19 protein-coding genes are annotated in these 23,422 nt (G+C 40.2%); 1 reads left to right on the top strand and 18 read right to left on the bottom strand.

All coding sequences use genetic code 11. From position 1 onward, the window contains the following. Positions 1 to 19: 19 nt before the first annotated feature. From G622_RS0108450 to G622_RS0108365, 18 genes are all read right to left on the bottom strand, one after another. Complete coding sequence (locus G622_RS0108450; protein WP_026510358.1) at positions 20 to 1,420, bottom strand: oxaloacetate decarboxylase subunit alpha; 1,401 nt, start codon at positions 1,418 to 1,420, stop codon at positions 20 to 22. Between the two features lie 102 nt (positions 1,421 to 1,522). Beyond that, on the bottom strand, positions 1,523 to 2,674 hold the full coding sequence (locus tag G622_RS0108445; protein ID WP_026510357.1) for a sodium ion-translocating decarboxylase subunit beta: 1,152 nt from the start codon (positions 2,672 to 2,674) through the stop codon (positions 1,523 to 1,525). A 31-nt stretch (positions 2,675 to 2,705) separates the two neighbouring features. After that, positions 2,706 to 3,068: a biotin/lipoyl-containing protein gene (locus tag G622_RS0108440; RefSeq protein ID WP_026510356.1), complete on the bottom strand. Its 363-nt coding sequence runs from the start codon at positions 3,066 to 3,068 to the stop codon at positions 2,706 to 2,708. 50 nt (positions 3,069 to 3,118) lie between these two features. After that, positions 3,119 to 3,955, bottom strand: a complete 837-nt coding sequence (locus tag G622_RS24525; protein ID WP_049945753.1) for an OadG family protein — start codon at positions 3,953 to 3,955, stop codon at positions 3,119 to 3,121. A gap of 14 nt (positions 3,956 to 3,969) precedes the next feature. Continuing rightward, a complete protein-coding gene (locus G622_RS0108430; protein WP_026510355.1) occupies positions 3,970 to 5,400 on the bottom strand; it encodes an acyl-CoA carboxylase subunit beta in 1,431 nt (476 codons plus the stop codon). 129 nt (positions 5,401 to 5,529) lie between these two features. After that, positions 5,530 to 6,099, bottom strand: a complete 570-nt coding sequence (gene scpB / locus G622_RS0108425) for an SMC-Scp complex subunit ScpB (protein WP_026510354.1) — start codon at positions 6,097 to 6,099, stop codon at positions 5,530 to 5,532. Between the two features lie 7 nt (positions 6,100 to 6,106). Further along, on the bottom strand, positions 6,107 to 6,859 hold the full coding sequence (locus G622_RS0108420) for a segregation and condensation protein A (protein ID WP_026510353.1): 753 nt from the start codon (positions 6,857 to 6,859) through the stop codon (positions 6,107 to 6,109). Positions 6,860 to 6,875: 16 nt separating this feature from the next. Further along, positions 6,876 to 7,751, bottom strand: a complete 876-nt coding sequence (locus G622_RS0108415; protein WP_026510352.1) for a metallophosphoesterase — start codon at positions 7,749 to 7,751, stop codon at positions 6,876 to 6,878. Between the two features lie 96 nt (positions 7,752 to 7,847). Further along, positions 7,848 to 8,024, bottom strand: coding sequence for a 30S ribosomal protein S21 (gene rpsU, locus G622_RS0108410; RefSeq protein WP_022755619.1), 177 nt, complete (start codon positions 8,022 to 8,024; stop codon positions 7,848 to 7,850). A 140-nt stretch (positions 8,025 to 8,164) separates the two neighbouring features. Further along, positions 8,165 to 10,822 (bottom strand): alanine--tRNA ligase, encoded by a 2,658-nt coding sequence (alaS, locus tag G622_RS0108405; RefSeq protein ID WP_026510351.1) that lies wholly within the window; start codon positions 10,820 to 10,822, stop codon positions 8,165 to 8,167. Positions 10,823 to 10,848: 26 nt separating this feature from the next. After that, the gene (locus G622_RS0108400; protein ID WP_044914609.1) at positions 10,849 to 12,246 is read right to left on the bottom strand and encodes a glycine--tRNA ligase; all 1,398 of its coding nucleotides are present in this window, start codon (positions 12,244 to 12,246) and stop codon (positions 10,849 to 10,851) included. A gap of 62 nt (positions 12,247 to 12,308) precedes the next feature. Next, a complete protein-coding gene (locus G622_RS0108395) occupies positions 12,309 to 12,923 on the bottom strand; it encodes a hypothetical protein (RefSeq protein ID WP_026510349.1) in 615 nt (204 codons plus the stop codon). A gap of 91 nt (positions 12,924 to 13,014) precedes the next feature. Then, positions 13,015 to 13,677 (bottom strand): DNA repair protein RecO, encoded by a 663-nt coding sequence (gene recO / locus G622_RS0108390; RefSeq protein WP_026510348.1) that lies wholly within the window; start codon positions 13,675 to 13,677, stop codon positions 13,015 to 13,017. 11 nt (positions 13,678 to 13,688) lie between these two features. Further along, positions 13,689 to 14,762, bottom strand: a complete 1,074-nt coding sequence (gene era, locus G622_RS26495) for a GTPase Era (RefSeq protein ID WP_442855609.1) — start codon at positions 14,760 to 14,762, stop codon at positions 13,689 to 13,691. Beyond that, positions 14,755 to 17,700 (bottom strand): insulinase family protein, encoded by a 2,946-nt coding sequence (locus G622_RS0108380; protein ID WP_026510346.1) that lies wholly within the window; start codon positions 17,698 to 17,700, stop codon positions 14,755 to 14,757. Before G622_RS0108380 ends, era begins: the two co-directional genes overlap by 8 nt. A 133-nt stretch (positions 17,701 to 17,833) precedes the next feature. Next, the gene (locus tag G622_RS0108375) at positions 17,834 to 19,849 is read right to left on the bottom strand and encodes a hypothetical protein (protein WP_026510345.1); all 2,016 of its coding nucleotides are present in this window, start codon (positions 19,847 to 19,849) and stop codon (positions 17,834 to 17,836) included. Positions 19,850 to 19,932: 83 nt separating this feature from the next. Beyond that, positions 19,933 to 20,673, bottom strand: a complete 741-nt coding sequence (locus tag G622_RS0108370; RefSeq protein ID WP_026510344.1) for a YebC/PmpR family DNA-binding transcriptional regulator — start codon at positions 20,671 to 20,673, stop codon at positions 19,933 to 19,935. 19 nt (positions 20,674 to 20,692) lie between these two features. Next, complete coding sequence (locus G622_RS0108365; protein ID WP_026510343.1) at positions 20,693 to 22,108, bottom strand: hemolysin family protein; 1,416 nt, start codon at positions 22,106 to 22,108, stop codon at positions 20,693 to 20,695. 202 nt (positions 22,109 to 22,310) lie between these two features. On the opposite strand from G622_RS0108365, the gene G622_RS0108360 reads away from it, so the two are divergent. Beyond that, complete coding sequence (locus G622_RS0108360) at positions 22,311 to 23,366, top strand: hypothetical protein (protein WP_026510342.1); 1,056 nt, start codon at positions 22,311 to 22,313, stop codon at positions 23,364 to 23,366. Positions 23,367 to 23,422 lie beyond the last annotated feature (56 nt).

Below are 23,422 nucleotides of genomic sequence, written 5' to 3'. Positions count from 1 at the left end.
AAATACCTCGCTAAGGCGGTTATGCAGGATATGCTCCGTTCTTGGTATCTGCGGCTGAAAGATCAACCTTTTCCTGCTGAGCAAGACGATACTTGAAGAAATCAGTAGCAACCTGAGGGAATAATGCATATGATAATACATCCTCATCCTGCTGCTTCCACTGTTTAACAGCTTCTTCAAACTTAGGAAGACCGGGAGCAAGCTTATCTGCAGGTCTGCAGGTAATAACTTCTCTGTCGCCAATGATCTTCTTCTGAACTTCAGGATTGAAAGGCTTAATTGTCTTACCATATTCACCAGCAAGAAGATCCTTAGTCTGATCTGTAGCTACCTTATATCTCTCACCCATGAGTACGTTCATAACTGCCTGAGTACCAACGATCTGAGATGAAGGTGTAACAAGCGGAGGCTCACCGAAGTCCTTACGTACTCTCGGGATCTCCTCAAGAACTGTATTGTACTTATCGCTGGCATTCTGCTCTTTAAGCTGGCTAACCATGTTAGAAAGCATACCACCGGGAACCTGATACATAAGAGTCTTAATGTTAACACCAAGAACCTTAGCATCCATAAGTCCGCTCTTAAGGCACTCTTCTCTGTAAGGTCTGAAGTAATCAGCGATCTCAGCAAGAAGCTTCTGATCGAGACCTGTATCAAATTCCTGTCCCTTGAAGGCTTCTACCATAACCTCAGTAGCAGGCTGTGAAGTACCAAGTGCAAAAGGTGAAATTGCACAGTCAATGATATCAACACCTGCCTCAGCTGCCTTCAGATATGTCATACTTGCAACACCTGAAGTATAGTGAGTGTGAAGATCAATAGGAAGGTTTGTAGCACTCTTTAATGCCTTAACAAGCTTCTCAGCTTCATAAGGAAGAAGAAGACCTGCCATGTCCTTGATACAGATTGAATCTGCACCCATTGACTCGATTTCTTTTGCAATGTTCATCCAGTACTCTTCTGTGTATGCATCACCAAGAGTATAAGCAAGGGCGATCTGAGCATGTCCGCCCTCTTTCTTACATGTCTTAACTGAAGTTTCAAGGTTTCTCAAATCGTTAAGACAGTCAAAGATACGAATAATATCAATACCATTAGCGATAGATTTCTGAACAAAGTACTCTACAACGTCATCAGGATAGTGCTTGTATCCAAGAATATTCTGACCACGAAGAAGCATCTGAAGCTTTGTGTTCTTGAAACCATCTCTAAGCTTACGAAGTCTCTCCCACGGATCTTCCTTAAGGAATCTCATGGAAGCATCAAAAGTTGCACCTCCCCAGCACTCAACTGAGTTATAACCAACTTTATCCATTGTAGGGATAATGGGAAGCATAAGCTCTGTAGGCATTCTGGTGGCAATCAGTGACTGATGGGCATCACGCAGAACTGTCTCTGTAATCTTAATTGGCTTTGCCATAATTTTTCTCCTTTATATTTTGATATGGAAATTCCGAAGTTACGTAAATACGTTTCCCGGAATAAAGTCAGATCCGGGGAATTGGTAAATTCCCCATCCAACTTAAAATACTCCAAATACTGCCATAAATGTACCTGCAACGACTGCAGTACCTACTACACCTGCAACGTTGGGGCCCATAGCATGCATGAGAAGGAAGTTACTGGGATCATACTCTGCACCAACCTTCTGTGAAACTCTGGCAGCCATAGGAACTGCAGAAACTCCGGCTGAACCGATCAAAGGATTAACCTTGCCACCGGTAATAACACACATAAGTTTACCAAAGAGTGTTCCGGCTGCAGTACCAATTACGAATGCAATAAGACCAAGCACAACGATCTTAATTGTTGTTATGTTAAGGAATGCTTCAGCACTTGTTGTAGCACCTACAGAAGTACCCAGCATAATTACTACGATATACATAAGAGCATTGGAAGCTGTCTCCTGAAGCTGACGTACAACGCCACTTTCACGGAACAGGTTACCAAGCATAAGCATACCGATAAGAGGTGCTGTTGTAGGAAGAATCATACTTACAACAATTGTAACGATGATAGGGAAAAGAATCTTCTCAAGCTTGGAAACAGGTCTGAGCTGCTGCATACGAATCTTTCTTTCCTTATCAGTTGTAAGAAGCTTCATAACCGGAGGCTGAATAATCGGTACAAGTGACATGTACGAATATGCAGCTACGGCAATAGGTCCCAGAATAGTTGTCTGGTTCAGCTTTGTAGCAAGGAAGATAGATGTAGGACCATCTGCTCCTCCGATGATTGAAATAGCTGCAGCCTGCTGATCATTAAAGCCCATGGCAATAGCCATGAAATATGCTGAAAAGATACCAAACTGAGCTGCTGCTCCCATAAGGAAGCTCTTAGGGTTAGCGATAAGTGGACCGAAGTCTGTCATCGCTCCTACACCCATAAAGATAAGTGAAGGCATGATAGCCCACTCATCCAGCAGGTAGAAATAATATAAAAGTCCGCCTACACCATTCGATGACTTATCGATTGACAGCATAATATCCGGATAGATATTAACTAAAAGCATACCGAAGGAGATAGGCACCAAAAGAAGTGGTTCGAAATCTTTGGCGATTGCAAGATACATAAATATCAACGCAACAACTACCATGATATAGTTACCGGGAGTCATTGTTGTAAATGCAGTTTGCTGCCAGAGATTCGATAATGTGTTTACAATGTAATCCATTTAACGACCTCCGTGTGAGTCTCTCCAAATTTTAGTTCATTGTTGCAACAACGCCGCCAGCTTCAACCTGGTCGCCTACAGCAACGTCGATACTTGCGATTGTTCCATCCTGAGGAGCAACCATAGGAATTTCCATCTTCATTGATTCCATTGTTACTACAGCATCGCCCTTCTTTACAGACTGTCCAACAGTTGCATTGATCTTAAGGACCTTACCTGCTGCACCGGCTGTTACCTTTACACTGCCTGCACCAGCGCTTGCCTTCTTTGCAGGAGCTGCAGGAGCCTTGGGAGCTGCTACAGGAGCTGCTGCTACGGGAGCACCACTGCCTGTGCCTTCCTCTACAGTTACATCATATACGTTTCCGTTAACGGTAATTGTATAATTTTTCATTATCTATTTCCTCCTAATATTAGCTTTAATTCAAAGCGTAATTCAAAGCTTTAAGCTTTTTTCCAATTGCTTGCTTTACCAACTTTACGAACTGATCTTACAACAAATCCGTCACCGCCAGTGCCCTGACTAGCCTCATAGGCTGCAATAGCCGCTGAAATAACAGCTATAAGCTCTGAATCATCAGTAAGCTCTTCCTTTTCAGCAATCTGGGATGTAACTGTTTCAATGGACTTCTCTGTAATCTCTTTATTAGTCTCAGGCTTCTTCTCTGTAAGCTTATTAATAAGCGGGAATAATGAAATTACCAGCGCAATAATAATAAGTACTGTAAATGCCATACCCATTCCAAGAAGGGTATTAAGACCTGCGCTCTTAAGCTTCTCACCTGTTGTATGATTTACGTTGACTGAAATAAGTGTAGGTACACCCTTTCTGTCAAGTGAATACTCAAGAATAGCTGTGTGAGCATTGTTGCCTTTTCCTTCAATAGTGGCATCAACCATAAGCTCGCCATCCTTGTTCACATAGTAGGTAAGATCCTTGACGCTTATATCCTCTGCTAATGTATCAGGACTGCTAAATCCAATCTCATCGACTGCATCATACCAGTTCTTATAACCAGCAAAAAATACATCATAGGTATTAGCATCAAAACTGTCTTCTAATTGTTCTTCGAAATTGTCAGGTGTTATACCCTGCAAATACATAGTCTCAAAGTACTGATCTTCGATAGTCTGGGCATATCCCAAAAGACCTTCCTTTGAAAATACACTCTCATCATATCTGCTTCCGGCTACAGTATTATACTGTATGTTCTGACCACAAGCTGATAGACCTAGCATGCAGATAAGCGTAACACCTAAAGCAAAAATCTTATGCTTCACTGTCAGGCTCCTCCTTATACTGTAGTGTGCTTCCTCACAGGGCGCTCTTCACGCTTACTGTAAAGCATTTCAAAAGCTCCTATTACATATTTTCTTGTGTCTGCAGCGTTAATGATTGTATCAACATATCCTCTGCCTGCAGCACTTTCTACATTGTTCTGGAGTCTCTCGTAAGCTGCTGCTGTATCAGCAACAGTAGCTGCATCCTTGCCATCAGCAATGATCTTGGCAGCATGCTCAGCATTCATTGTACCAATCTCGGCATCAGGCCATGCAAATGTCATATCTGCGCCGATTGCCTTTGAGTTCATTACAACATAAGCACTTCCATAAGCCATGCCTGTTATAACATTAACCTTGGGAACTGTAGCGCCTGCTAAAGCAGCAACAAGCTTAGCTGCACTCTTGGCAACATGTCTCTCGTCGCACTTTGTAGCACCAAAGCCCTTTACATTTGTAAGTGAGAGAACAGGAATCTCAAATGCATCACAGAAGTCAACCATATCAGCTGCCTTCTCACATGCATGAGCTGTAAGAACGTTCTCAAACTTCTCAGCAACTTCACCATTCTCATCATATAATGCTTTTCTGTTGGCAATAACACCTACAGTTGCACCATTGAGCTTGATGAAACCTGTAACCATTTCCTTTGCATAACCCTGCTTTGTCTCAAAGAAGATTCCATTATCTGAAATCTGTCTTAAAATAAGCGCAGGATCGTCAATAGAACCATCAAGGTTCTCACATGCACGATTAAGATCATCCGTGCACTCATCAAAATTCTCTGTATCTTCATTATTTGAAGGAAGTAGTGAAACGAGTTCTCTTATCTGAGCGTAGATAGACTGTTCATCAGCTGCTACATCTACGTTTCCAACCTCGCTGCTCTGCCATGCAGCAGATGATGTATCACACTTCTCCTTGCTGTTGCCCTCAAGTACATTAGGAGAATTAACAAAGAGCTTACCACTCTTTTCCTCAATAAATGTAAAATCGGTCATTGTCGGGAAAAGTGCCAGACCACCACCACAAGATCCAAGGATTGCTGTGATCTGAGGAACAACACCTGAAGCGCTAACCTGCTTGCGATAGATTTCACCGAAAGCATTAAGTGCATCAGTTGCCTCCTGAAGACGAAGACCAGCTGAATCTATAAGACCAATTACCGGTGCTCCCATCTTAAGAGCCATATCGTAGAGACCTGCTATTTTCTTAGCATGCATCTCACCTACAGAGCCACCAAGAACAGATGCATCCTGGGCATATACGTATACAAGCTTACCGCCAATAACGCCATAGCCGGTTACTACACCATCAGAGGGTGTCTCTGTCTGCTTCAGATTGAAATCTGTGCTTCTGGCTTTAACCTGAGCGCCGATTTCAACGAAACTGTTTTCATCAAGCAGAGAAAAAATTCTCTGGCTTGCCTGAGAAGAACTACTCATTTCTTCACCTCCGTAATATATTTTTAAGTGTACAAAACCACAACTTAAGTCAGAATATAGTATAGCACAAAACAAGGGCATGGAGAATACTCCATACCCTTATTTTGTGCGGAATTTTAATATTTTAAATCAAATATCAAGTTTTACACTGATTTCCTGTTCAGCCTCCTGCTTAAACTCCTCAACCCTTACTGCATCAAGAGAAGGAAGATCATCCAATGACTTAACTCCGAAGCTTCTAAGAAACTGTTCGGTAGTCCCAAAAAGAAGCGGTCTTCCCGGTGCATCAAGCCTTCCAAGCTCCTGTACAAGATTAAACTCCACAAGCCTGTTAACGGCATGATCACTGTTAACGCCCCTGATGCGTTCCACATCTAATCTGGTAATAGGCTGTTTGTAAGCAATAATTGATAATGTCTCCATCAGAGCATCCGTAAGTGTTATCTTTTTGGGTGTCTTTGCCACCTTTATAAGATATTCATACATTTCGCTCTTCGTGCAAAGCTGAATTGAATTCTCTAATTCTATCAGACTTATACCGCTATCCGCTTTTGAATATTTTTTCTTAAGATAAGCAATCTGATCACGCACGTCCTTCAAATCCTCATCCAGTGCGTTACATATTGCTGCAACAGTAACAGAATCCCCCATTGTAAAAAGGATTGCTTCAATCGCTGCTGCTCCCTCTTCCTTCGTCATATCTCCCTCACTTTGCCACTCTGTTTGAAGTAATCATAATATCCCCAAACGTCTCAGTTTGTTCTATTTCAATGTCGCCAATCTTCATAGCCTCAAGTATAACCATGAAGGTTACGATAATCTCTACTTTGCTTCCTTGTTTCTCAAGGAGCTGTTTAAAACTGAATCTCTCATGTTCTCTGATATAGGCCTTTACATAAAGAGTCTTCTGATCAAGATCCACAGACTCTTTTTCGATTTTACCAAACTTACTTCTTATGGGATCAACCTTATCTTCCTGTCTTCTCAGCAGTGCCTGGAAAATATCATTAAGTTTGGCAAGATTCGCATCGCCTATGAGAGTATCATAGTCAATCGGTTCCTCATAGGACAAGACTTCCTCAGGAACATTCTTTTTCCTGTACATATGAGTATCAGCGTTCGTCTGACGCTCGCGGAGTTCCTCAGCCATGAACTTATACATTTTATATTCCAGCAGTTTTTCAACAAGTTCTGCTCTCGGATCTTCCTCTTCGCCTTCTTCATTAACTTCCTTGGGAAGAAGCATTTTGCATTTTATGTCCACCAAAGTAGCAGCCATGACAAGAAATTCACTGGTAACTTCCATATCATCCTTCTGCATGGCTCTGATATAATCCATATACTGCTCAGTTATTACTGCAATAGGAATATCATAAATGTCTATTTTGTTTTTATCTATAAGATGAAGAAGCAGATCCAGAGGTCCTTCAAAAACCTGCAGCTTTACTTCCAATGCCATTATAGCTATCCTCGTTTTATTTTTTATCTGAAAGCATTCTGATCATACAGACTTCTCCCGGATTATTAAATCTGACAGGAATAGAATGCGTAGAAAGGCCTCTGCTTAAGATCAGAGATTTATTCCCAATCTTAAAGAGTCCCCCATCATATTTAGGAAAAAGCACCATTGCAGGTGATATCACACCACCAAGGAAAGGCAGTCTGATAATACCGCCGTGAACATGACCCGAAACAGTAAGATCAGCCCCCCATTTGGCATACTCCTCAAAATAAATCGGATTATGAGCTATCAGCACCTGAAATCTGCTGTCATCTGCTTTTCCAAACACGTTTTCAAGATAATCATCCGGAAGTTCACGCTTTACCACCTTGCGGAAGTAATCACGCTCAAGTTCCAGTCCATTCACCTCTACATTAAGGTCTTCAAGATATATACTCTCATTTCTTAAAAGAACACAACCTGCCTTAGTAATCTTATCTTCATAAGATTTATAGGCTCTGCCCCTTAAGCCACCGAGAATATCCATCTTTGTCTCATGATTACCATTGGCTGCATAAACAGGAAACTTCGAAGATAACCTTGCTACAAATTCGCCTATCTCATCATAATGATCATTTCCATGTTCATTAAATGCAGTAAGCATATCCCCTGCTATAAGAATTATATCCGGGGAATTTTTGCAAATTGCATCATAGAGTCTCTCATTATTATCTCCGAACATTTTCTCATGAAGATCGGATAAAAGACAAAAGGTGAAATCCTTTGTCAATTTAGTTGAATGTATCTCATACTTTCTTATAACAAAGTTATTCATATCATGATAAATGATTGCAATAACTGCTACAGCAAGTATCAAGATCAATATCAATATCAGAATCAGATATATCATACAAATATCTCGTATGGCTCCACTAATAAAAAGCTACAAATGTAGATTTTTAAAATAAAATAGTCCTTGATTTATAAAACCAAGGACTTATTTTTATTAATTATATTTACGTTTTCTAGCTGCTTCAGACTTTTTCTTACGCTTTACGCTTGGCTTCTCGTAATGTTCTCTTTTACGAATCTCCTGCTGGATGCCAGCCTTGGCACAGCTTCTCTTAAAGCGACGAAGCGCGCTGTCTAAAGTTTCATTTTCTTTTACAATAACTGTTGACATTCTCTACTCTTACCCTCCCTTCAGACCCTTCCTTAACGGGTGACCAGGGTTATTTGTTATGTCTTTAGGTATTAACCCACATAACATTTATTGATTATACCATATTTTTATGGTTCGTCAAGCACTAAATACGCAGTTTTTTAATTAATCTGCTCTAACAATGCCTTCTCAGCCTCTGCTATTGCATCAGGTATACCTGCAGGATTCTTGCCTCCTGCCTGAGCCATGTTGGGACGTCCACCGCCGCCGCCACCGACTTTGGCAGCAATTGCCTTAACAAGGTTTCCGGCATGTGCGCCATGTGCAATTGCGCCATCTGTAGCCATTGCCATAAGGTTAACCTTACCATTAGCTTCAGAAATGAGTACAACAACACCTTCGCCAATTTTCTCCTTCATCTGATCACCAAGATCGCGAAGGCCATTCATATCCACGCCCTTAAGCGGAGCTGCAAGAAGTTTAATACCTTTAATCTCCTTAACCTGATCCAGGACATCGCCAAGAGCTGCCTGAGCTTCTTTACTCTTGAGTGATTCATTCTCGCTCTTAAGAGCTTTGAGTTCTTCCTGAAGCTTCTTGATATGATCAGCAACATCATCAGGATTTGTCTTCAAAAGCTTTGCTGCGTCATAAAGCTTAGACTCTACATCCTTATAATATGCTCTTGCATTATCACCTGTAAGAGCTTCAATACGACGTACACCGGCAGCAACACCACTCTCAGACACAATCTTGAATATACCTACATGACTTGTATTTGAAACATGAGTACCACCGCAGAGTTCGATTGAGAAATCACCCATCTTGACAACTCTTACAGTATCACCGTATTTCTCACCAAACAGAGCCATAGCACCTGTCTTTTTAGCCTCTTCCATAGTCATCTCTTCAGTAACTACAGGAAGTGCTTCTGCAATCTTCTCATTTACGAGGTCTTCAACCTTCTGAAGTTCTTCAGCTGTCATAGCCTGGTGATGGCTAAAGTCGAATCTTGTCTTGTCAGTATCCTGATACGAACCTGCCTGCTCAACATGATCACCGAGTACTTCACGAAGTGCTTTCTGAAGAAGATGTGTAGCTGAGTGGTTACGACAGGTCTTTGCTCTGTTCTCAGCATCTACTTTAAGTGAAACACTATCTGAATTCTTAAAGCTTCCGCTAACGACAGTACCTACATGTGCTGTTCTTCCACCTGCTACATGAATGGTCTCTGTTACTTCGAACTTTGAACCATCTTTTCCGATTATCTCTCCAAGGTCACCAACCTGACCACCCATTGTGCCGTAAAATGTAGTCTTATCTGTGATTATGCTTCCCTGCTGTCCTTCACCAATTTCATCTACAAGGGACTCACCTGATGCCATAGCAATGATTTTGCCGTCACAGTTAAGAGCTTCGTATCCAAGGAATTCGCACTGCTTTGATTCATCAAGTGAATCAAATACTCCTGCTCCTGTTGTAAGATTGGCTGAGAAATTCTGGTTATCCCTTGCCTTCTGCTTCTGCTCTTCCATAGCATCCTTGAAGCCGTTTTCGTCAACCTTAAGTCCCTCTTCCTCAGCGAGCTCAACAGTAAGCTCCACAGGGAATCCATATGTGTCATAAAGGAAGAATGCATCTCTTCCGCTGATTTCTTTCTTGTTCTCAGAAGATGTCTTATCGAGAATCTTCTTAAATTCCTTCATGCCGTTCTCAAGGGTGCTCTCAAATCTTGATATTTCTCTCTCAAGCTCTGTAAGAACAAACTTGCGATTAGCAACAAGATTAGGATAGCTCTCGCTGTAAACCTCATCGATATAGATTGCAGCCATTCCAAGAATCTGCTCTTTACCAAGATTCAAAGCTCTTGCATGTCTTACCGCTCTGCGGATAAGTCTTCTAAGAATATATCCAGCACCTGTATTTGAAGGAAGAAGCTTAGCCTCATCTCCGATAAGCATAACAGAAGTACGGATATGATCAGCAAGAATTCTCATGGATTTTGTGATCTTCTCATCTTCGCCATACTTAACATTAGCATTCTTCTCAATGTAGTTAATGGCAGGAACGAAAACGTCTACCTGATAGACATCTCTTGAACCATTAAGGAATGCAAGTATTCTCTCAAGTCCCCAGCCTGTATCTACGTTCTTCTGTGAAAGCGGTGTAAGTGTGCCATCATGATGCTTCTCATACTGCATGAAAACATCGTTTCCAAGCTCTGTGTACTTACCGCAGTCACATCCGGGGCCGCAATCAGGACCGCAATCCGGTCTGTCAGCGATATAGAACATCTCTGAGTCAGGACCGCAGGGACCGTATTCAAGTCCCCACCAGTTATCTTCTGCAGGAAGGTAATAAATGTTTTCCTTCTTGAAGCCTGATTTTATGCGGCATGCTGCACCTTCTTCATCTCTTGGTGCATTCTCATCACCCGCAAATACAGTAGCTGCAAGGTGATCAGCATCAAAACCAAATACCTCTGTAAGAAGTTCAAAACTCCATTTGCATCTTTCCTCTTTGAAATAGTCACCAAGACTCCAGCTTCCCATCATTTCAAAGAATGTTACGTGGCTCTTATCACCAACTGAGTCAATATCATTTGTGCGGACACATCCCTGAACATTACAAAGTCTTGTTCCAAGAGGATGCTTCTTACCGAGAAGATATGGCATAAGAGGCTGCATACCCGCAACATTAAACATAACGCCGGTAGAACCATCTGATACCAGAGATACCGCACCTACATCAACGTGTCCTCTATCAATATAAAACTGCTTCCATGTCTTACGCAGTTCATTAGCTGTAAATTGTCTCATTTTAAACTCCTTTAAATACGTTCAAATTAGAAGCTGAACTTATCTGCAAAGTATGCCTCAAGCTCATCGATAGCAACACGCTCCTGCTCCATGCTGTCACGGAAACGTACTGTTACCTTGCCATCTGTCTCAGAATCAAAATCATAGGTTACGCAGAACGGAGTACCAATCTCGTCCTGTCTGCGATAACGCTTACCGATATTTCCTCTGTCATCAAATTCGCAATTGTACTTCTTGGAAAGTGTAGCATAAATCTTCTCAGCACCTTCATTAAGCTTCTTTGAAAGAGGAAGCACACCGATCTTAACAGGAGCAAGTGCAGGATGGAAATGAAGTACAGTTCTTACATCTCCCTCAGCAATCTCCTCTTCATCATAAGCACCACAGAGGAATGCAAGTACAACACGGTCTGCACCAAGTGAAGGCTCAATAACATAAGGAATGTATCTCTCATTCTTTGTATCATCGAAGTATGTAAGGTCTTCCTTTGAAACTTCCTGATGTCTTGAAAGGTCATAATTGGTTCTGTCAGCGATGCCCCAAAGCTCACCCCATCCAAACGGGAACATGAACTCGATATCACTTGTTGCCTTGGAATAGAATGAAAGTTCTTCCTTATCATGGTCTCTTACTCTCATCTCATCTTCCTTCATGCCAAGAGACTTAAGCCAGTCGATGCAGAACTGTCTCCAGTAATTGAACCATTCAAGATCAGTATCAGGCTCGCAGAAGAACTCAAGCTCCATCTGCTCAAATTCTCTTGTTCTGAAAGTAAAGTTACCGGGAGTTATCTCGTTTCTGAATGACTTACCGATCTGTCCGATACCGAAAGGAATCTTCTTACGGGAAGTACGCTGTACATTCTTAAAGTTGACAAAAATACCCTGAGCTGTTTCAGGACGAAGATATACTGTATTCTTAGCATCCTCTGTAACACCCTGGAATGTCTTAAACATAAGGTTAAACTGACGAATATCAGTAAAGTTATGCTTCCCGCATGACGGACAGGGAACATTATGCTCATCGATGAACTGCTTCATCTGCTCCTGTGACCAGCCATCTACTGAAGACTCAAGTGTGATATTATTCTCAGCAGCATAGTTCTCAATAAGCTGATCAGCGCGGAAACGCTCATGACATTCCTTACAATCCATAAGAGGATCAGAAAAGCTTGAAAGATGTCCTGATGCAACCCAGGTCTGAGGATTCATAAGAATTGCACAGTCAACACCAACGTTGTAAGGGCTCTCCTGAATAAATTTCTGCCACCATGCCTTCTTTACGTTATTCTTAAGTTCAACACCAAGGTTACCGTAATCCCATGTATTAGCAAGACCGCCGTATATTTCACTTCCGGGATAAATAAAACCTCTACCCTTTGCGAGAGCAATTATTTTTTCCATTGTTTTTTCATTAGCTTTCATAACCAAAACCTCTTTCCGAGCACAACGCTCATTTATTATTTTTAGAGCAACATGCTCATATATCATTTATCAAGAACAAGACATGCGCTAGCATCATCCGCCAGTCCTGAAAAATCTGCTGTTTTCTTATCGATAAGCTTTATATTATTAGAAGCATATCTTATTTTATATGGAACAGACACAAGACCTTTTGATGCACAGATTACCACATGCTGACTGCTCAAGCTGTCAGCCTTATCAGGCTCAATAGTATTCCCATCCTTATCAACAAGGGAATTAACATCTATCTGTCCTGAAATTACAGCATCTGAAACTGTCTCATATAATAACATCTCATCATTGAAATGAGCATAGTCAGATGCACTTCCAAACTTAATTACCAGCCTGACCTTGCCATCCTTGCTGTCAATGGATTCAAATGATGCAGAATCCTCTCCATTTGAAACAACAAATGCATTGATCTCGTTTTCCGTCATTTCCTTCAGCTCATCAGTACTATAGTAGCTTTCAGCAAAATCTGCGACAATGGTACTTATAACAGTCCCATCCTTCCTGATCTCAATCGAAGACTTGTCGGAATTATCGGCATCCGAGCTCTTCCCACATGCTGTGAGCGACATAACAATAAGCATCAATACAGCAGCAAAAGCAAGGTTATTGACAAAACTTTTTTTCACAATAATACCCTCTTTTATTAAATTAATTAGAGTGCCAGTGTATGCACACGTTTATGATTATATAACGCATTTTGTGCTTTTTCAAATACAATCATAAATTTAAACCTTCAATCATTTTAATCATTTCCAGACTGTTCAGTTTCCTGTCAATAAATTTCCTTCTGTATATGTCACAAATATGGAAAAGTTCGTTTTGAATTTCTGCAGTAACAGCAAAAGAATAAAGCTTTTCAATTGCCGTGACTCTTATGAATTCCAAGGTGTAAGCTGTTGATTCTTCATATTTTCTATCCGTTGGAATTCCGGGAAACTCACCGTTTATCACAAGACACTTTATCTCAAATATACATCTTACAAGTCTGTCATCAAAGTTATCCGATTCCAAAGCTCTGAGTGACCTGTATAGCAGCTTTAAAAAATCGCGTTCATCATTATTCTCCCTGGTATAATAGTCTGCAAGTTCAAGAAAAAACATTCCATACATTGAACCGTTAAAATCATTCCTGAAGGATTCAAAATAGTTAATAATCTCCGCTTCCTGTATATTATATGAAGTTCTGCCTTCGTACAGCTTGAATTTTCCAAAACAAAAAGGTTCAACAGCACCGGACAATTGATTCCCCGGACGCCTTGAACCCTTTGCAAATGCAGTGATCTTGCCACGTTCGGAAGTAAGTATAGTAACTACCTGGTCATATTCGCCGACCGGTGTCCTCTTTATAATAATTCCGTTCACTGTGGTTAATGTGGTCATTCATTCCTCGATTATTTTGTATTCTTGTAACCAAAATTCTTCATTTGAACCTGGTCGTTTCTCCAGTCCTTTCTGACTTTAACAAAAAGCTGGAGATTAACTTTGCAGCCTACCATATTCTCAATATCAGATCTGGCCTGTGAACCAATCTTTTTAAGCATTGATCCGCCTTTTCCGATGATAATTCCTTTATGAGAATCGCGTTCACAGATGATTGATGCTTCTATATCCATTATTTCAGTTTCCGTAGAAACATCGGCTGCATCCTTCTCACCGCCCTTAAGAGCTGAAAGCATTGCTTCAAGGTCAGGTACTCCACCATTGTCTGTACCGACTACAGCATCATTTTGTTTACCTTTTTTTGGCGGATGAACATGCTTTGACTTTTTCTTCTTAGTCTGCGTTGCCGCTTTTCTTGTTCTCATAGTCTCAACAGTAACTGCGATTCCATGAGGGACCTCATCATTTAAAAGTCTTAATGCTTTTTCTCTTATTATCTCGCCTACGATATCCCTTTCAGTCTGGTCTGTCAGAGTTTCTTCGCTATAAAACGGATCTCCGTAGGGAAGTCTGTCAAATATTCGCTGCATAAGCTCGTCAAGGTTATCGCTCTTAAGAGCTGAAACCGTGACGATGTCAGCATAATCCATTTCTTTTTTATAAGCATCTATAAAGCTTTGAAGATCATCCTTGGAAACTGTATCGATCTTATTTATCACGAGGATAACCTGTTTACCACATTCACGCAGCTGATCTATGATCATATGCTCACCGGCTCCGATAAATGTACTGGGTTCCACAAGCCATAATATAAGATCAACCTCTTCCATTGTTTTGGTTGCGACTTTGACCATATATTCTCCGAGCTTGTTTTTGGATTCATGAATTCCAGGTGTATCCAAAAATACTATCTGCCCTCTGTCATCTGTGTAGACAGTCTGAATCCTGCCGCGTGTAGTCTGTGGTTTGTGCGATGTGATGGCAATCTTCTGCCCTATAAGATGATTCATCAATGTGGATTTTCCCACGTTTGGTCTGCCTATAAGAGTCACATAGCCACACTTCATATTTAAATTATTATTCAGATTTTCCTGCATAAATAAGTTGCTCCACTTTTCCGAAAAGATCTTTATTCTGTAAAATCTTATTTCCATCACCAACTACGCAAAGGCAGTCATCTTCCAGAAATGCATCAATATATGCTGATAAACCTCTTATCTTCTCTATATCAGTAGCAAGAAGTGCATCTCTGTCCGCCTGAATATCCTTCATATTAGTGTGGCAAAGATAAGCTGTAAGACCATATGCGCCCTTTGTAGCCGGAGTCTTAGGTGTATCAAGATCACTGACAGCTCCGATTACAAACTGCGTAACTGTTCTTTCATCAGCTTCAAAATTCTTAAGATAATCCGATGCCTCTTTGAAAACATCAATACTTCTTGAGAGGTGTGGATCTCTGTAGGTTGCAAAATAGGAATCTCCGTTTTTGGAAAAACCGCTCATGCATCCGTAAGCGCCGCCCAGAACACGAATATTTTTCCAAAGGTAATCATAACCAAGCATTACTTTAAGAACTCTAAGAGAGCCGTCATACTTAAGTCCCTTATTAGCAAAATTACCTGCACGGCATACATACTGAACCTGACCTGCTGTCTGGAAGCCTTCATTTTGCTTGGAACATTTAATTTCGAATCCCTTTACCTGTATCTCGTCGGTATAAAGCTTATCTGCAAATGCAGTAACCTTATCCTCAAAGCCAACATACTCTTTTTCAGAAGCTGTGTAATCAACAAGAAGATTCTCAGGTCTGAAGATTATCCTGCAAAGTTCCTGCATATTATCAGCAATTTCAAGAGCATATCCCTTATCCTTGGAAAGCTTTTCCTTTACCTCCTCAAGCATTCTGTATCCACCGATTCCGGATACCATGTCTGAGATTTTGGCAGGCTTTGAAACATATGAAAGTGCACGAAGTGCAGCACTATGATGTCCTGCACTTGCAAGATCCGAACGAAGTCTGCTGCAGGTCTCGTCCAATATCTCAAGCATTCTCTTATCATCATCAAACTTTGTCCTGAAGATTATCTCACTCACAAGCTCAAATGCCTTGTCAAGCTGCGGATACAACGCTTTAACTGCCACCTCAAATGTAGTAGTAAACTCTGAAACATTCTGAGCATCCGTATATGTACTGATTGAACCTGAAATACCACCTGTCTGAAGATTGATCTCGTTATAAAGGTCGGTATATGAATAGTTCTCGGTATCCATAAGACCAAGTAAAAGCTTCAAAAGCGGTGTGTATGGAAGCAGCCTGTCAGGTACATTCTTAATATCAAAAACAAAGTTGATGTAACCTATTCCATTGGTAAATACATTGTGGAAAAGGATTTTCTGCTTTCCGACAGTTTTCTCTTCATTTATAAACTTATCGGCTTCCTTTTTTATATCGCCTCTTGTAAGAAGCGGAATCTTGGCAAGATCCTCAGGTCTGTCGGGTTCTTCCTGATATGCCTTCAGTTCTTTTGTTTCACGAACGATTTTATCAACTTCCTCGCTGCTTAGCGAATCGCGGTATGCTTTTAATTTATCAGCGAGCTCTCTGTCCTTTTTCTCTGTAAGACCTTTTTCAGGTTTCATTACAAGTACAGTACTGTGATTGTTGTTAAGAAGGTATTTCTCAATCAGTGATTCAAAATAGCCTGTCTCAACCTCTTTTTTCAGCTCAGCAAAGGTATTATTAGCCTCAATGTTTATCCATGGCTTTTTCTCATCATAAAGCCAGCTGTCCAAAACCTGAAGGCCATAGAGAAGTCCTTTAGGAAATCTACCAAAATCTGCCTCTCTGTACTTAAACTCGTCTGCATTAAGTCCGGCAAGAAGTGCCTTCTTATCTATTCCGTTCTCTACCTGACTCCTGAGCACTTCTTCTACAGTAGAGATGAACTCGTCCTTCTGCTCCGGATTGGCATTTTTAGCTACGATTGAGAAAACCGGCTGTATTATACCGTTATCGTAATCACTAAATACTTCGCTACCAATTCCCTTGTCGATCAGTGCCTTCTTAATAGGAGCGCCGGGGGCTGAACACAGAGCGTAATCCAAAATATCGAATGCAACATAAAACTTGGGATCAAGACTGCTTCCTACGCTATAGTTGAGTGTCAGATAAGTATTGTCCCTCTCTGACTCCTCATTCAGTATAGGATATTTTCCGGTGTAGCTCTTCCTGCCATCAAAAGACTTCTGCAGTCCTATTGAAGAATCAACCTCAAGATAGTCGTACTTAGACAGATAATTCTCATCTATATACTGCAGTTTCTCAACCATATCCATATTGCCATAAAGATAGATATAGCTGTTTGAAGGATGATAATATTTTCTATGGAAATCAAGATAGTCTTCATATGTCAGATTATAGATTTCATCCGGGTCTCCACCTGATTCGATTCCGTAAGTAGTATCGGGATACAATGATTTTCTTATCTGTCTTGCTACTATTTCGTCTGCGTTAGAGAATGCACCCTTCATCTCATTATATACAACACCATTTATTTTAAGTTCGTCGTCGGCATTTTCCATCTCATAATGCCAGCCTTCCTGCTTAAAGATTTTTTCTGTCTGATATATATTGGGATAAAAAACGGCATCCAGATATACGTGCATAAGATTCTGGAAATCTGCATCATTGCAGCTTGCAATGGGATAAACTGTCTTATCCGGATATGTCATTGCATTAAGAAATGTATTAAGTGATCCCTTCACCAGTTCTACAAAAGGATCCTTTATAGGAAATTCCTTTGATCCGCAAAGAACGGTGTGCTCAATAATATGTGCTACACCTGTAGAGTCCTTTGGCGGAGTTCTGAATCCAATATAGAAGACCTTATTGTCATCATCATTTGATAAAAGCGCCAGCTTGGCACCTGTCTTCTTATGTCTGACAATATAACTGTCAGAATTAAGATCTTCTATTCTTCTATGCTCTAATACTTCATAGGTATTAAGCTCTTCAACTTTCATTAACATAACCTCTTTTTTCTACAACTTTCTAAATTCGATGCCTGTCAGCACATTTATTATTGCCGCAAACGACATCAATAATTACCTTATGCTAACAGATTGTACAATTAAATTGTGAATTTCCAAAGAAATTCTATATATCAAAATCGTCACCAGGTCTGATAACGACATCAAAATCATCTTTATCCGAGGAGTTATTATGTCTTACTCCCTCATTTATCTCAGCTATTACATCATTTATGACATCAGCTATGACTTTATCATTGAGGGTAGACTGATAAGCTCTTTCTCTTAATTCAGCTCTTTCAGCAGCTTTAGACTCATCCTCTCCCTCAACCTTTGGTTCAATCTTTGCCTCATCTTTTGTTTCATCATTATTTTTCGCAGTCCCTACAGATAATATTCCAACGTCTTCCATCTGCGGTCTGTTCAGATTAAAATGCGGCACAAGATTTTCTTCGTCCTCATCACCGGTTGGAAGTACCATACCTTCCGGTACATATCTTGGTGTCCTTGCCTCCTTCTCTACCTCAGAGGAACTGCCTAAATCCTGTATCTTATGCACTTTAGTGTGTTCTGATTCAGGTAAATTCACCACGACATTATCGGCTTCAGGACGATCTGATTCAAATTTATTCACCTCGGTATTATCAACTTCAGTGCGTTCTGATTCAGATTTATTAGCCTCGATATTCCTATCTTCAGCACGCTCTGATTCAGATTTATTCGCCTCGGCATTAAAAGCTTCAGTCTGTTCTGTTTCAATTTCTATTATCTTATTTTCTTCGGAAGCATTTCGCTTAGAATTATTCAATTCAGCTTCCGGAGCGCCTTCTTCAGATTCTTCGTCTTCCTCATCCTCTTCATCATCTTCTTCGATTTCAGGCTCTTCCTTAATATCTTCGACAATATCATTATATGCCGCACAGGATACGCCGCAGCTTATGAGCACAACGATTGAAGAAATGATAAATACTTCACTATTAGTAAGGGTATCTCCAAGAAATACAGACATCACTATTCCAAGTACTGAAAACGCCAGCCAGGGAACTATTTTCTCACATCTGTCTCTTAGAATTGTCAAGGCAGCAGGAATAAGTGCAGCTGCAAGAAGTCCCAACGCAAAATATGTATTGGGAGTAGAATCATCAATCATTTTAAGCCATGAATTTTCGTTATAACCGTAAAATCTCCATGTCCAAAGATAATATGTGTTAGGAACACTATCCATTCCGCCTTCAAATACAAGCATACCTATAAATGCTGCAACGCCTGAAAGAAGAAGCAGAATCTCATTAATACATACATTTATGGTCTCGCATTCCATATCAGCCAGCATCCATGCAGCTATCAGGAATACTATTATGGCAGCACTTCCGGCTTCAAGATAAATCATTGTCCCTATTATTGCGCCGAGAACAATACTGAATATCTTATAAAACCATCTATTACCTGCGCTCTTCTCAAAGCCTACAACATACATAACCACAAGCATCAGTTCAAACCATACTGCTGTGAAAAGGAGCTGCTTTGAATCAACTACACGAAGAGAATATCCAAAAGCCGGAATGGCAAAGAAAGCTGTTCCTGCCGCAATTCCTGCAACCATTCCAAGACTTATCCTGATGGCGATATATGCAAAAACCACCATCATAATTCTCAATATCATATTTAAAGCAAATACCGCAGAAAGTGTATTACCCAAAAAACTTATAACGATTCTGAGAAGTCCTACATAAATCACATCTGCAATGCCATTAAGCTCCACTGTAGTGTCACTTACAGATAAAAGAGCGCTGTCATAAAGCGTAATATTACCTGTATATTCTGCTATAAGCGCAGCTGTATGACTATAAGCAAATATTCCGATAAGAATTAGTGAAATAACCACAAGGATCTCAAGCCATATAGGCTTTGAAAATGAATTGACACTTTCAATATCATTTACCCTGTCACCTATCTGACCCAGAATAAAAGACACAATAAAAGCCAGCACGGCAGCGGCTGCTACAGTTCCTCCGGCAACCAGAAACCTGTCATAAGCAGGAAAAAGCCCCGAAACAAAGCCGGTAACTCCTATGGCAAAAATCATTCCCAATAAATAAATTACCCCGACACAAACTCCGATCCATGTCTTTTTTAGCTTCATCTCAAGGCCTCCCCAAACCCGCGATTATTGAATTTTATCAATAACCGTATTAGATAAATTTACTTCATGCAGTTTCTTTATTATTATTCTGCTGAGCTGTCATCCCAGTTGTGATAAACAGCCTGAACATCATCATCCTCATCAAGGATATCAAGGATTCTCTGAATACGTTTTACATTTTCTTCATCAGTAACTTCAACATAGTTCTGAGGGATCATAGTGATCTCAGCTGATGCTGTAGCAATTTTCTCATTATCAAGTGCCTCAACAACGCCCTGGAAAGCATCAGGAGTTGTAAGGATCTCATAGCTGTCATCCTCTTCATTAAAGTCATCAGCACCTGCATCAAGAACAAGCATCATAAGGTCATCAGAACCCATTGAGCACTCTTCCTTATCGATAAGAATCTGACCCTTTCTGTCAAACATATAAGATACACAGCCCTGTGTACCGATATTACCATTACCCTTTGAAAATGCTGCTCTTACATTTGCTGCTGTACGGTTAGCATTATCCGTAAGTGTATCAACGATAATAGCTGTGCCGCCCGGGCCATATCCTTCGTATGTAAGATTCTGATAATCAACACTTCCATCTGCTCCGGCAGCCTTCTTAATACCACGCTCGATAGTATCGTTAGGCATATTGTTAGCCTTAGCTTTTGCTATAACCTGAGCAAGCTTGAAGTTATTTGAAGGATCCGGACCACCCTCTTTAACAGCAACGGCAATCTCACGTCCGATAACAGTAAAGATCTTACCCTTTGCAGCGTCGTTCTTCTCCTTCTTATGTTTAATGTTAGCAAATTTTGAATGTCCTGACATTGTATCCTCCTAAAAAATATTAATTTTCTTTATTTTCCTGATCGTCTCCGGTATTTTCAATCTCATCTTCTGTTATTCTCTTTACCAGAACGCTTTGGATCATGTGGTTTTCTACTGAGAGAATCTTGAAGGAATATCCTCCGATCTGTGCAGTAAAGTCTTCTCCCTCCTTGGGGATTCTGTCTAGCTTGGAAATCAACAAACCATTGATCGTTTCGAAATTAGCATCATCAAATTCAATGCCAAACCTGTCCTCTAAATCCTCAAGTGGTGTCTTCCCCTCTATTATGAACTCATCTTCATTAGATGTGGCCTCTATGTATTCCTCATCCTTATCATATTCATCCATGATATTTCCAAATATCTCTTCGATGATATCCTCCATTGAAACAAGTCCGGCAGTCTGTCCGTACTCATCAATGACAATAACCATCTGGGTCTTGGATTTTTGCATATCATGAAAAAGGCTGTCAATATTTCTCGTCTCGGGGACATTTCTGGGAGATCTCAAAAGACCTCTTGTTTTTCTTAAAGGTGTATCGTCATCTGTATGCTCAGAAAGCTTTTTCATGGCATCTCTTATGTGAAGGATTCCAATTATATGATCAATATTATCAAGGTATACCGGAAAACGGCTGTTGTTCATATTGAGCATAAAATCCACGGCTTCCTTCAATGTAGTATTGCCGTCAATACACACCATGGCTTTTCTGTTTGTCATAATATCCTGAGCCTGCTTATCTGAAAACTCAAAGATATTCGAAATCATATCAGCCTCAGAATCTTGCAGAACACCCTGCTCCTGACCCTCTGAAAGCATGGACTTGATTTCTTCCTCAGTGACATCATTATCATCAGCATCCCAGTGAAATCCAAAAATTCTCAAGATCCCCATGGCTGTAAGCCTGATAAGACCTGTGAATGGACTAAATATTTTAATTATAAGCGTAATTGCTCCCACTCCGAAATATGCCCATTTCTCAGGATATCTGGTACCGAGCTTCCTCGGAATAAGAACTCCGATCGTAAGAACGACATACATCAATATAAGAACCGCAACTACATATGAGAGTATCTGTGATAACGAAGTATTACCTAAAAGACCGCCTATCAGACCATAAGTGAGACTGCTCAAAACTCTGATATAGATCACACCCAGAATCATATTGATAAGAAGTGTCAGCAACTGAATTGTATTGATATATTTTCCCGGAAACTCCATGATCTTCTCAAGCTTCCTTGCTGATTTCTTCTCTCTTATAAGAAGTGGATTCTGTGAAGGCTGACTATCGTCGTCCTTATCCCCTCCTGCTTTTAAATCATCCGGTTTAAGATTCTCAATAGCTGCTCCAAATCCATGCAGAAGCATATCTACAAGAATCATAATGATAAATATCAGAATAAAGGCAGTGGCATTAGGCCCACCATCGTCCATCTATATTCATCTCCTTTGCTATCAAAATCGCAAAATGCGTCAAGATAGAATATAGCATTTTGCATGGATACAGTCAAGAAAACGCCTTATTCTTTAAATACTTGTCATCGTTTTTTCGTTAAGCTAAAATATAAGAATGATTTCAATCTTTTTTGAGTTCCTCACAAGAGGATTAATTTGGATATTAAAAAGCATATTCGATATGATATCGTTTTTCATGCGCCAGCTTTTCAGGCTGCTGCGCTTATTTCTTGTACTCCTTCCCGTGACTGGCATTGTTTACAGCGCATTTTACTTTATTCTCGTTGTAGAAATACTCGCAGGGGAAGATATATTTTCCGCGCTTTTACCTATACATGTGGACGCTCTGGGAGTTAAAGGACTTATCCTTGATACATTAAAAGGATATCTTCATCTCCTGTCTGCGTATAGCGGTACTTTGATGTACTTTTTACTTCTTCTGATTTTGCTTATTCTTTTCCTTCCTTTATCACTTACATTTATTGCCATAGGCACCTTTGTATTTTCCGGAAAGTTTTTGTTAATAGCAATACTTGCTGATGCAGTTATCTATGTTCTCAAATGTCTGTTTACCGGAAAATCGTTATTTCAGGTAATAAAAAAGCGGTATCAGAAGCTATTTCCCAAGTCAGGAAAACGAATTGCCGAGCGCAGTTATGACAGATGGCTTTCACGACACAGCGAAGAATTTGATGATAATGCATATCAAAAATCCTACAGAAAAAGTCCTCTTGAAGAGTTTTATGAAGATTATGAAGGCTCAGAATCCTATGAATACGATGATGCTTTATATGATGAGGATTATGATGAAAACGAATATTCTGAAGATGATTACGATGAAGAAGATGATTACGAAGATAATTATTATGATTACCGCAAATCCTTCAGGCCGCGTTATTACAAAAAAGCGAATCTAAGGCAAAAATCCTCGAGACGAAATTATATCGATGAATTTGAAGATGATGAAGATTCTGATGATAATGAGGATCTTCGAATTGAAGACAAGCGCAATAACAGAAATGCCAGATCAGATAGACAAAAGAATAAAGACACACAGCAGAAAAGCAATCCTGATCAGTCCTTTAATTTTTTTGCAGGCTGCAACTCCCTTGAGTCTGCAAACAGAAAATACAAATCTTTGGTAAAGCTCTATCACCCTGACAACATGGACGGTGATACCTCAGCGCTTCAGGAAATAAATATTCAATACAGTGCAATAAAAAAACGGCTAAGCTGACAAAAATCAGTTTAGCCGTTTTAATCTATACACTGTGTATTTAACAATTTTAACGA

Origin of the sequence: Butyrivibrio sp. LC3010 (assembly GCF_000424385.1) — a bacterium.
Lineage (GTDB): Bacteria > Bacillota > Clostridia > Lachnospirales > Lachnospiraceae > Butyrivibrio.
This window is presented reverse-complemented; position numbering and strand designations above follow the sequence as displayed.

What these genes read in the sequence shown, in the direction of transcription:
- G622_RS0108450 (WP_026510358.1), bottom strand. Translation starts at nt 1,420, where the DNA reads ATGGCAAAGCCAATTAAGATTACAGAGACAGTTCTGCGTGATGCCCAT.
- G622_RS0108445 (WP_026510357.1), bottom strand. Translation starts at nt 2,674, where the DNA reads ATGGATTACATTGTAAACACATTATCGAATCTCTGGCAGCAAACTGCA.
- G622_RS0108440 (WP_026510356.1), bottom strand. Translation starts at nt 3,068, where the DNA reads ATGAAAAATTATACAATTACCGTTAACGGAAACGTATATGATGTAACT.
- G622_RS0108430 (WP_026510355.1), bottom strand. Translation starts at nt 5,400, where the DNA reads ATGAGTAGTTCTTCTCAGGCAAGCCAGAGAATTTTTTCTCTGCTTGAT.
- scpB (WP_026510354.1), bottom strand. Translation starts at nt 6,099, where the DNA reads ATGACGAAGGAAGAGGGAGCAGCAGCGATTGAAGCAATCCTTTTTACA.
- G622_RS0108420 (WP_026510353.1), bottom strand. Translation starts at nt 6,859, where the DNA reads ATGGCATTGGAAGTAAAGCTGCAGGTTTTTGAAGGACCTCTGGATCTG.
- G622_RS0108415 (WP_026510352.1), bottom strand. Translation starts at nt 7,751, where the DNA reads ATGATATATCTGATTCTGATATTGATATTGATCTTGATACTTGCTGTA.
- rpsU (WP_022755619.1), bottom strand. Translation starts at nt 8,024, where the DNA reads ATGTCAACAGTTATTGTAAAAGAAAATGAAACTTTAGACAGCGCGCTT.
- alaS (WP_026510351.1), bottom strand. Translation starts at nt 10,822, where the DNA reads ATGAGACAATTTACAGCTAATGAACTGCGTAAGACATGGAAGCAGTTT.
- G622_RS0108400 (WP_044914609.1), bottom strand. Translation starts at nt 12,246, where the DNA reads ATGAAAGCTAATGAAAAAACAATGGAAAAAATAATTGCTCTCGCAAAG.
- recO (WP_026510348.1), bottom strand. Translation starts at nt 13,677, where the DNA reads ATGACCACATTAACCACAGTGAACGGAATTATTATAAAGAGGACACCG.
- G622_RS0108380 (WP_026510346.1), bottom strand. Translation starts at nt 17,700, where the DNA reads ATGAAAGTTGAAGAGCTTAATACCTATGAAGTATTAGAGCATAGAAGA.
- G622_RS0108375 (WP_026510345.1), bottom strand. Translation starts at nt 19,849, where the DNA reads ATGAAGCTAAAAAAGACATGGATCGGAGTTTGTGTCGGGGTAATTTAT.
- G622_RS0108370 (WP_026510344.1), bottom strand. Translation starts at nt 20,673, where the DNA reads ATGTCAGGACATTCAAAATTTGCTAACATTAAACATAAGAAGGAGAAG.
- G622_RS0108365 (WP_026510343.1), bottom strand. Translation starts at nt 22,108, where the DNA reads ATGGACGATGGTGGGCCTAATGCCACTGCCTTTATTCTGATATTTATC.
- G622_RS0108360 (WP_026510342.1), top strand. Translation starts at nt 22,311, where the DNA reads ATGATATCGTTTTTCATGCGCCAGCTTTTCAGGCTGCTGCGCTTATTT.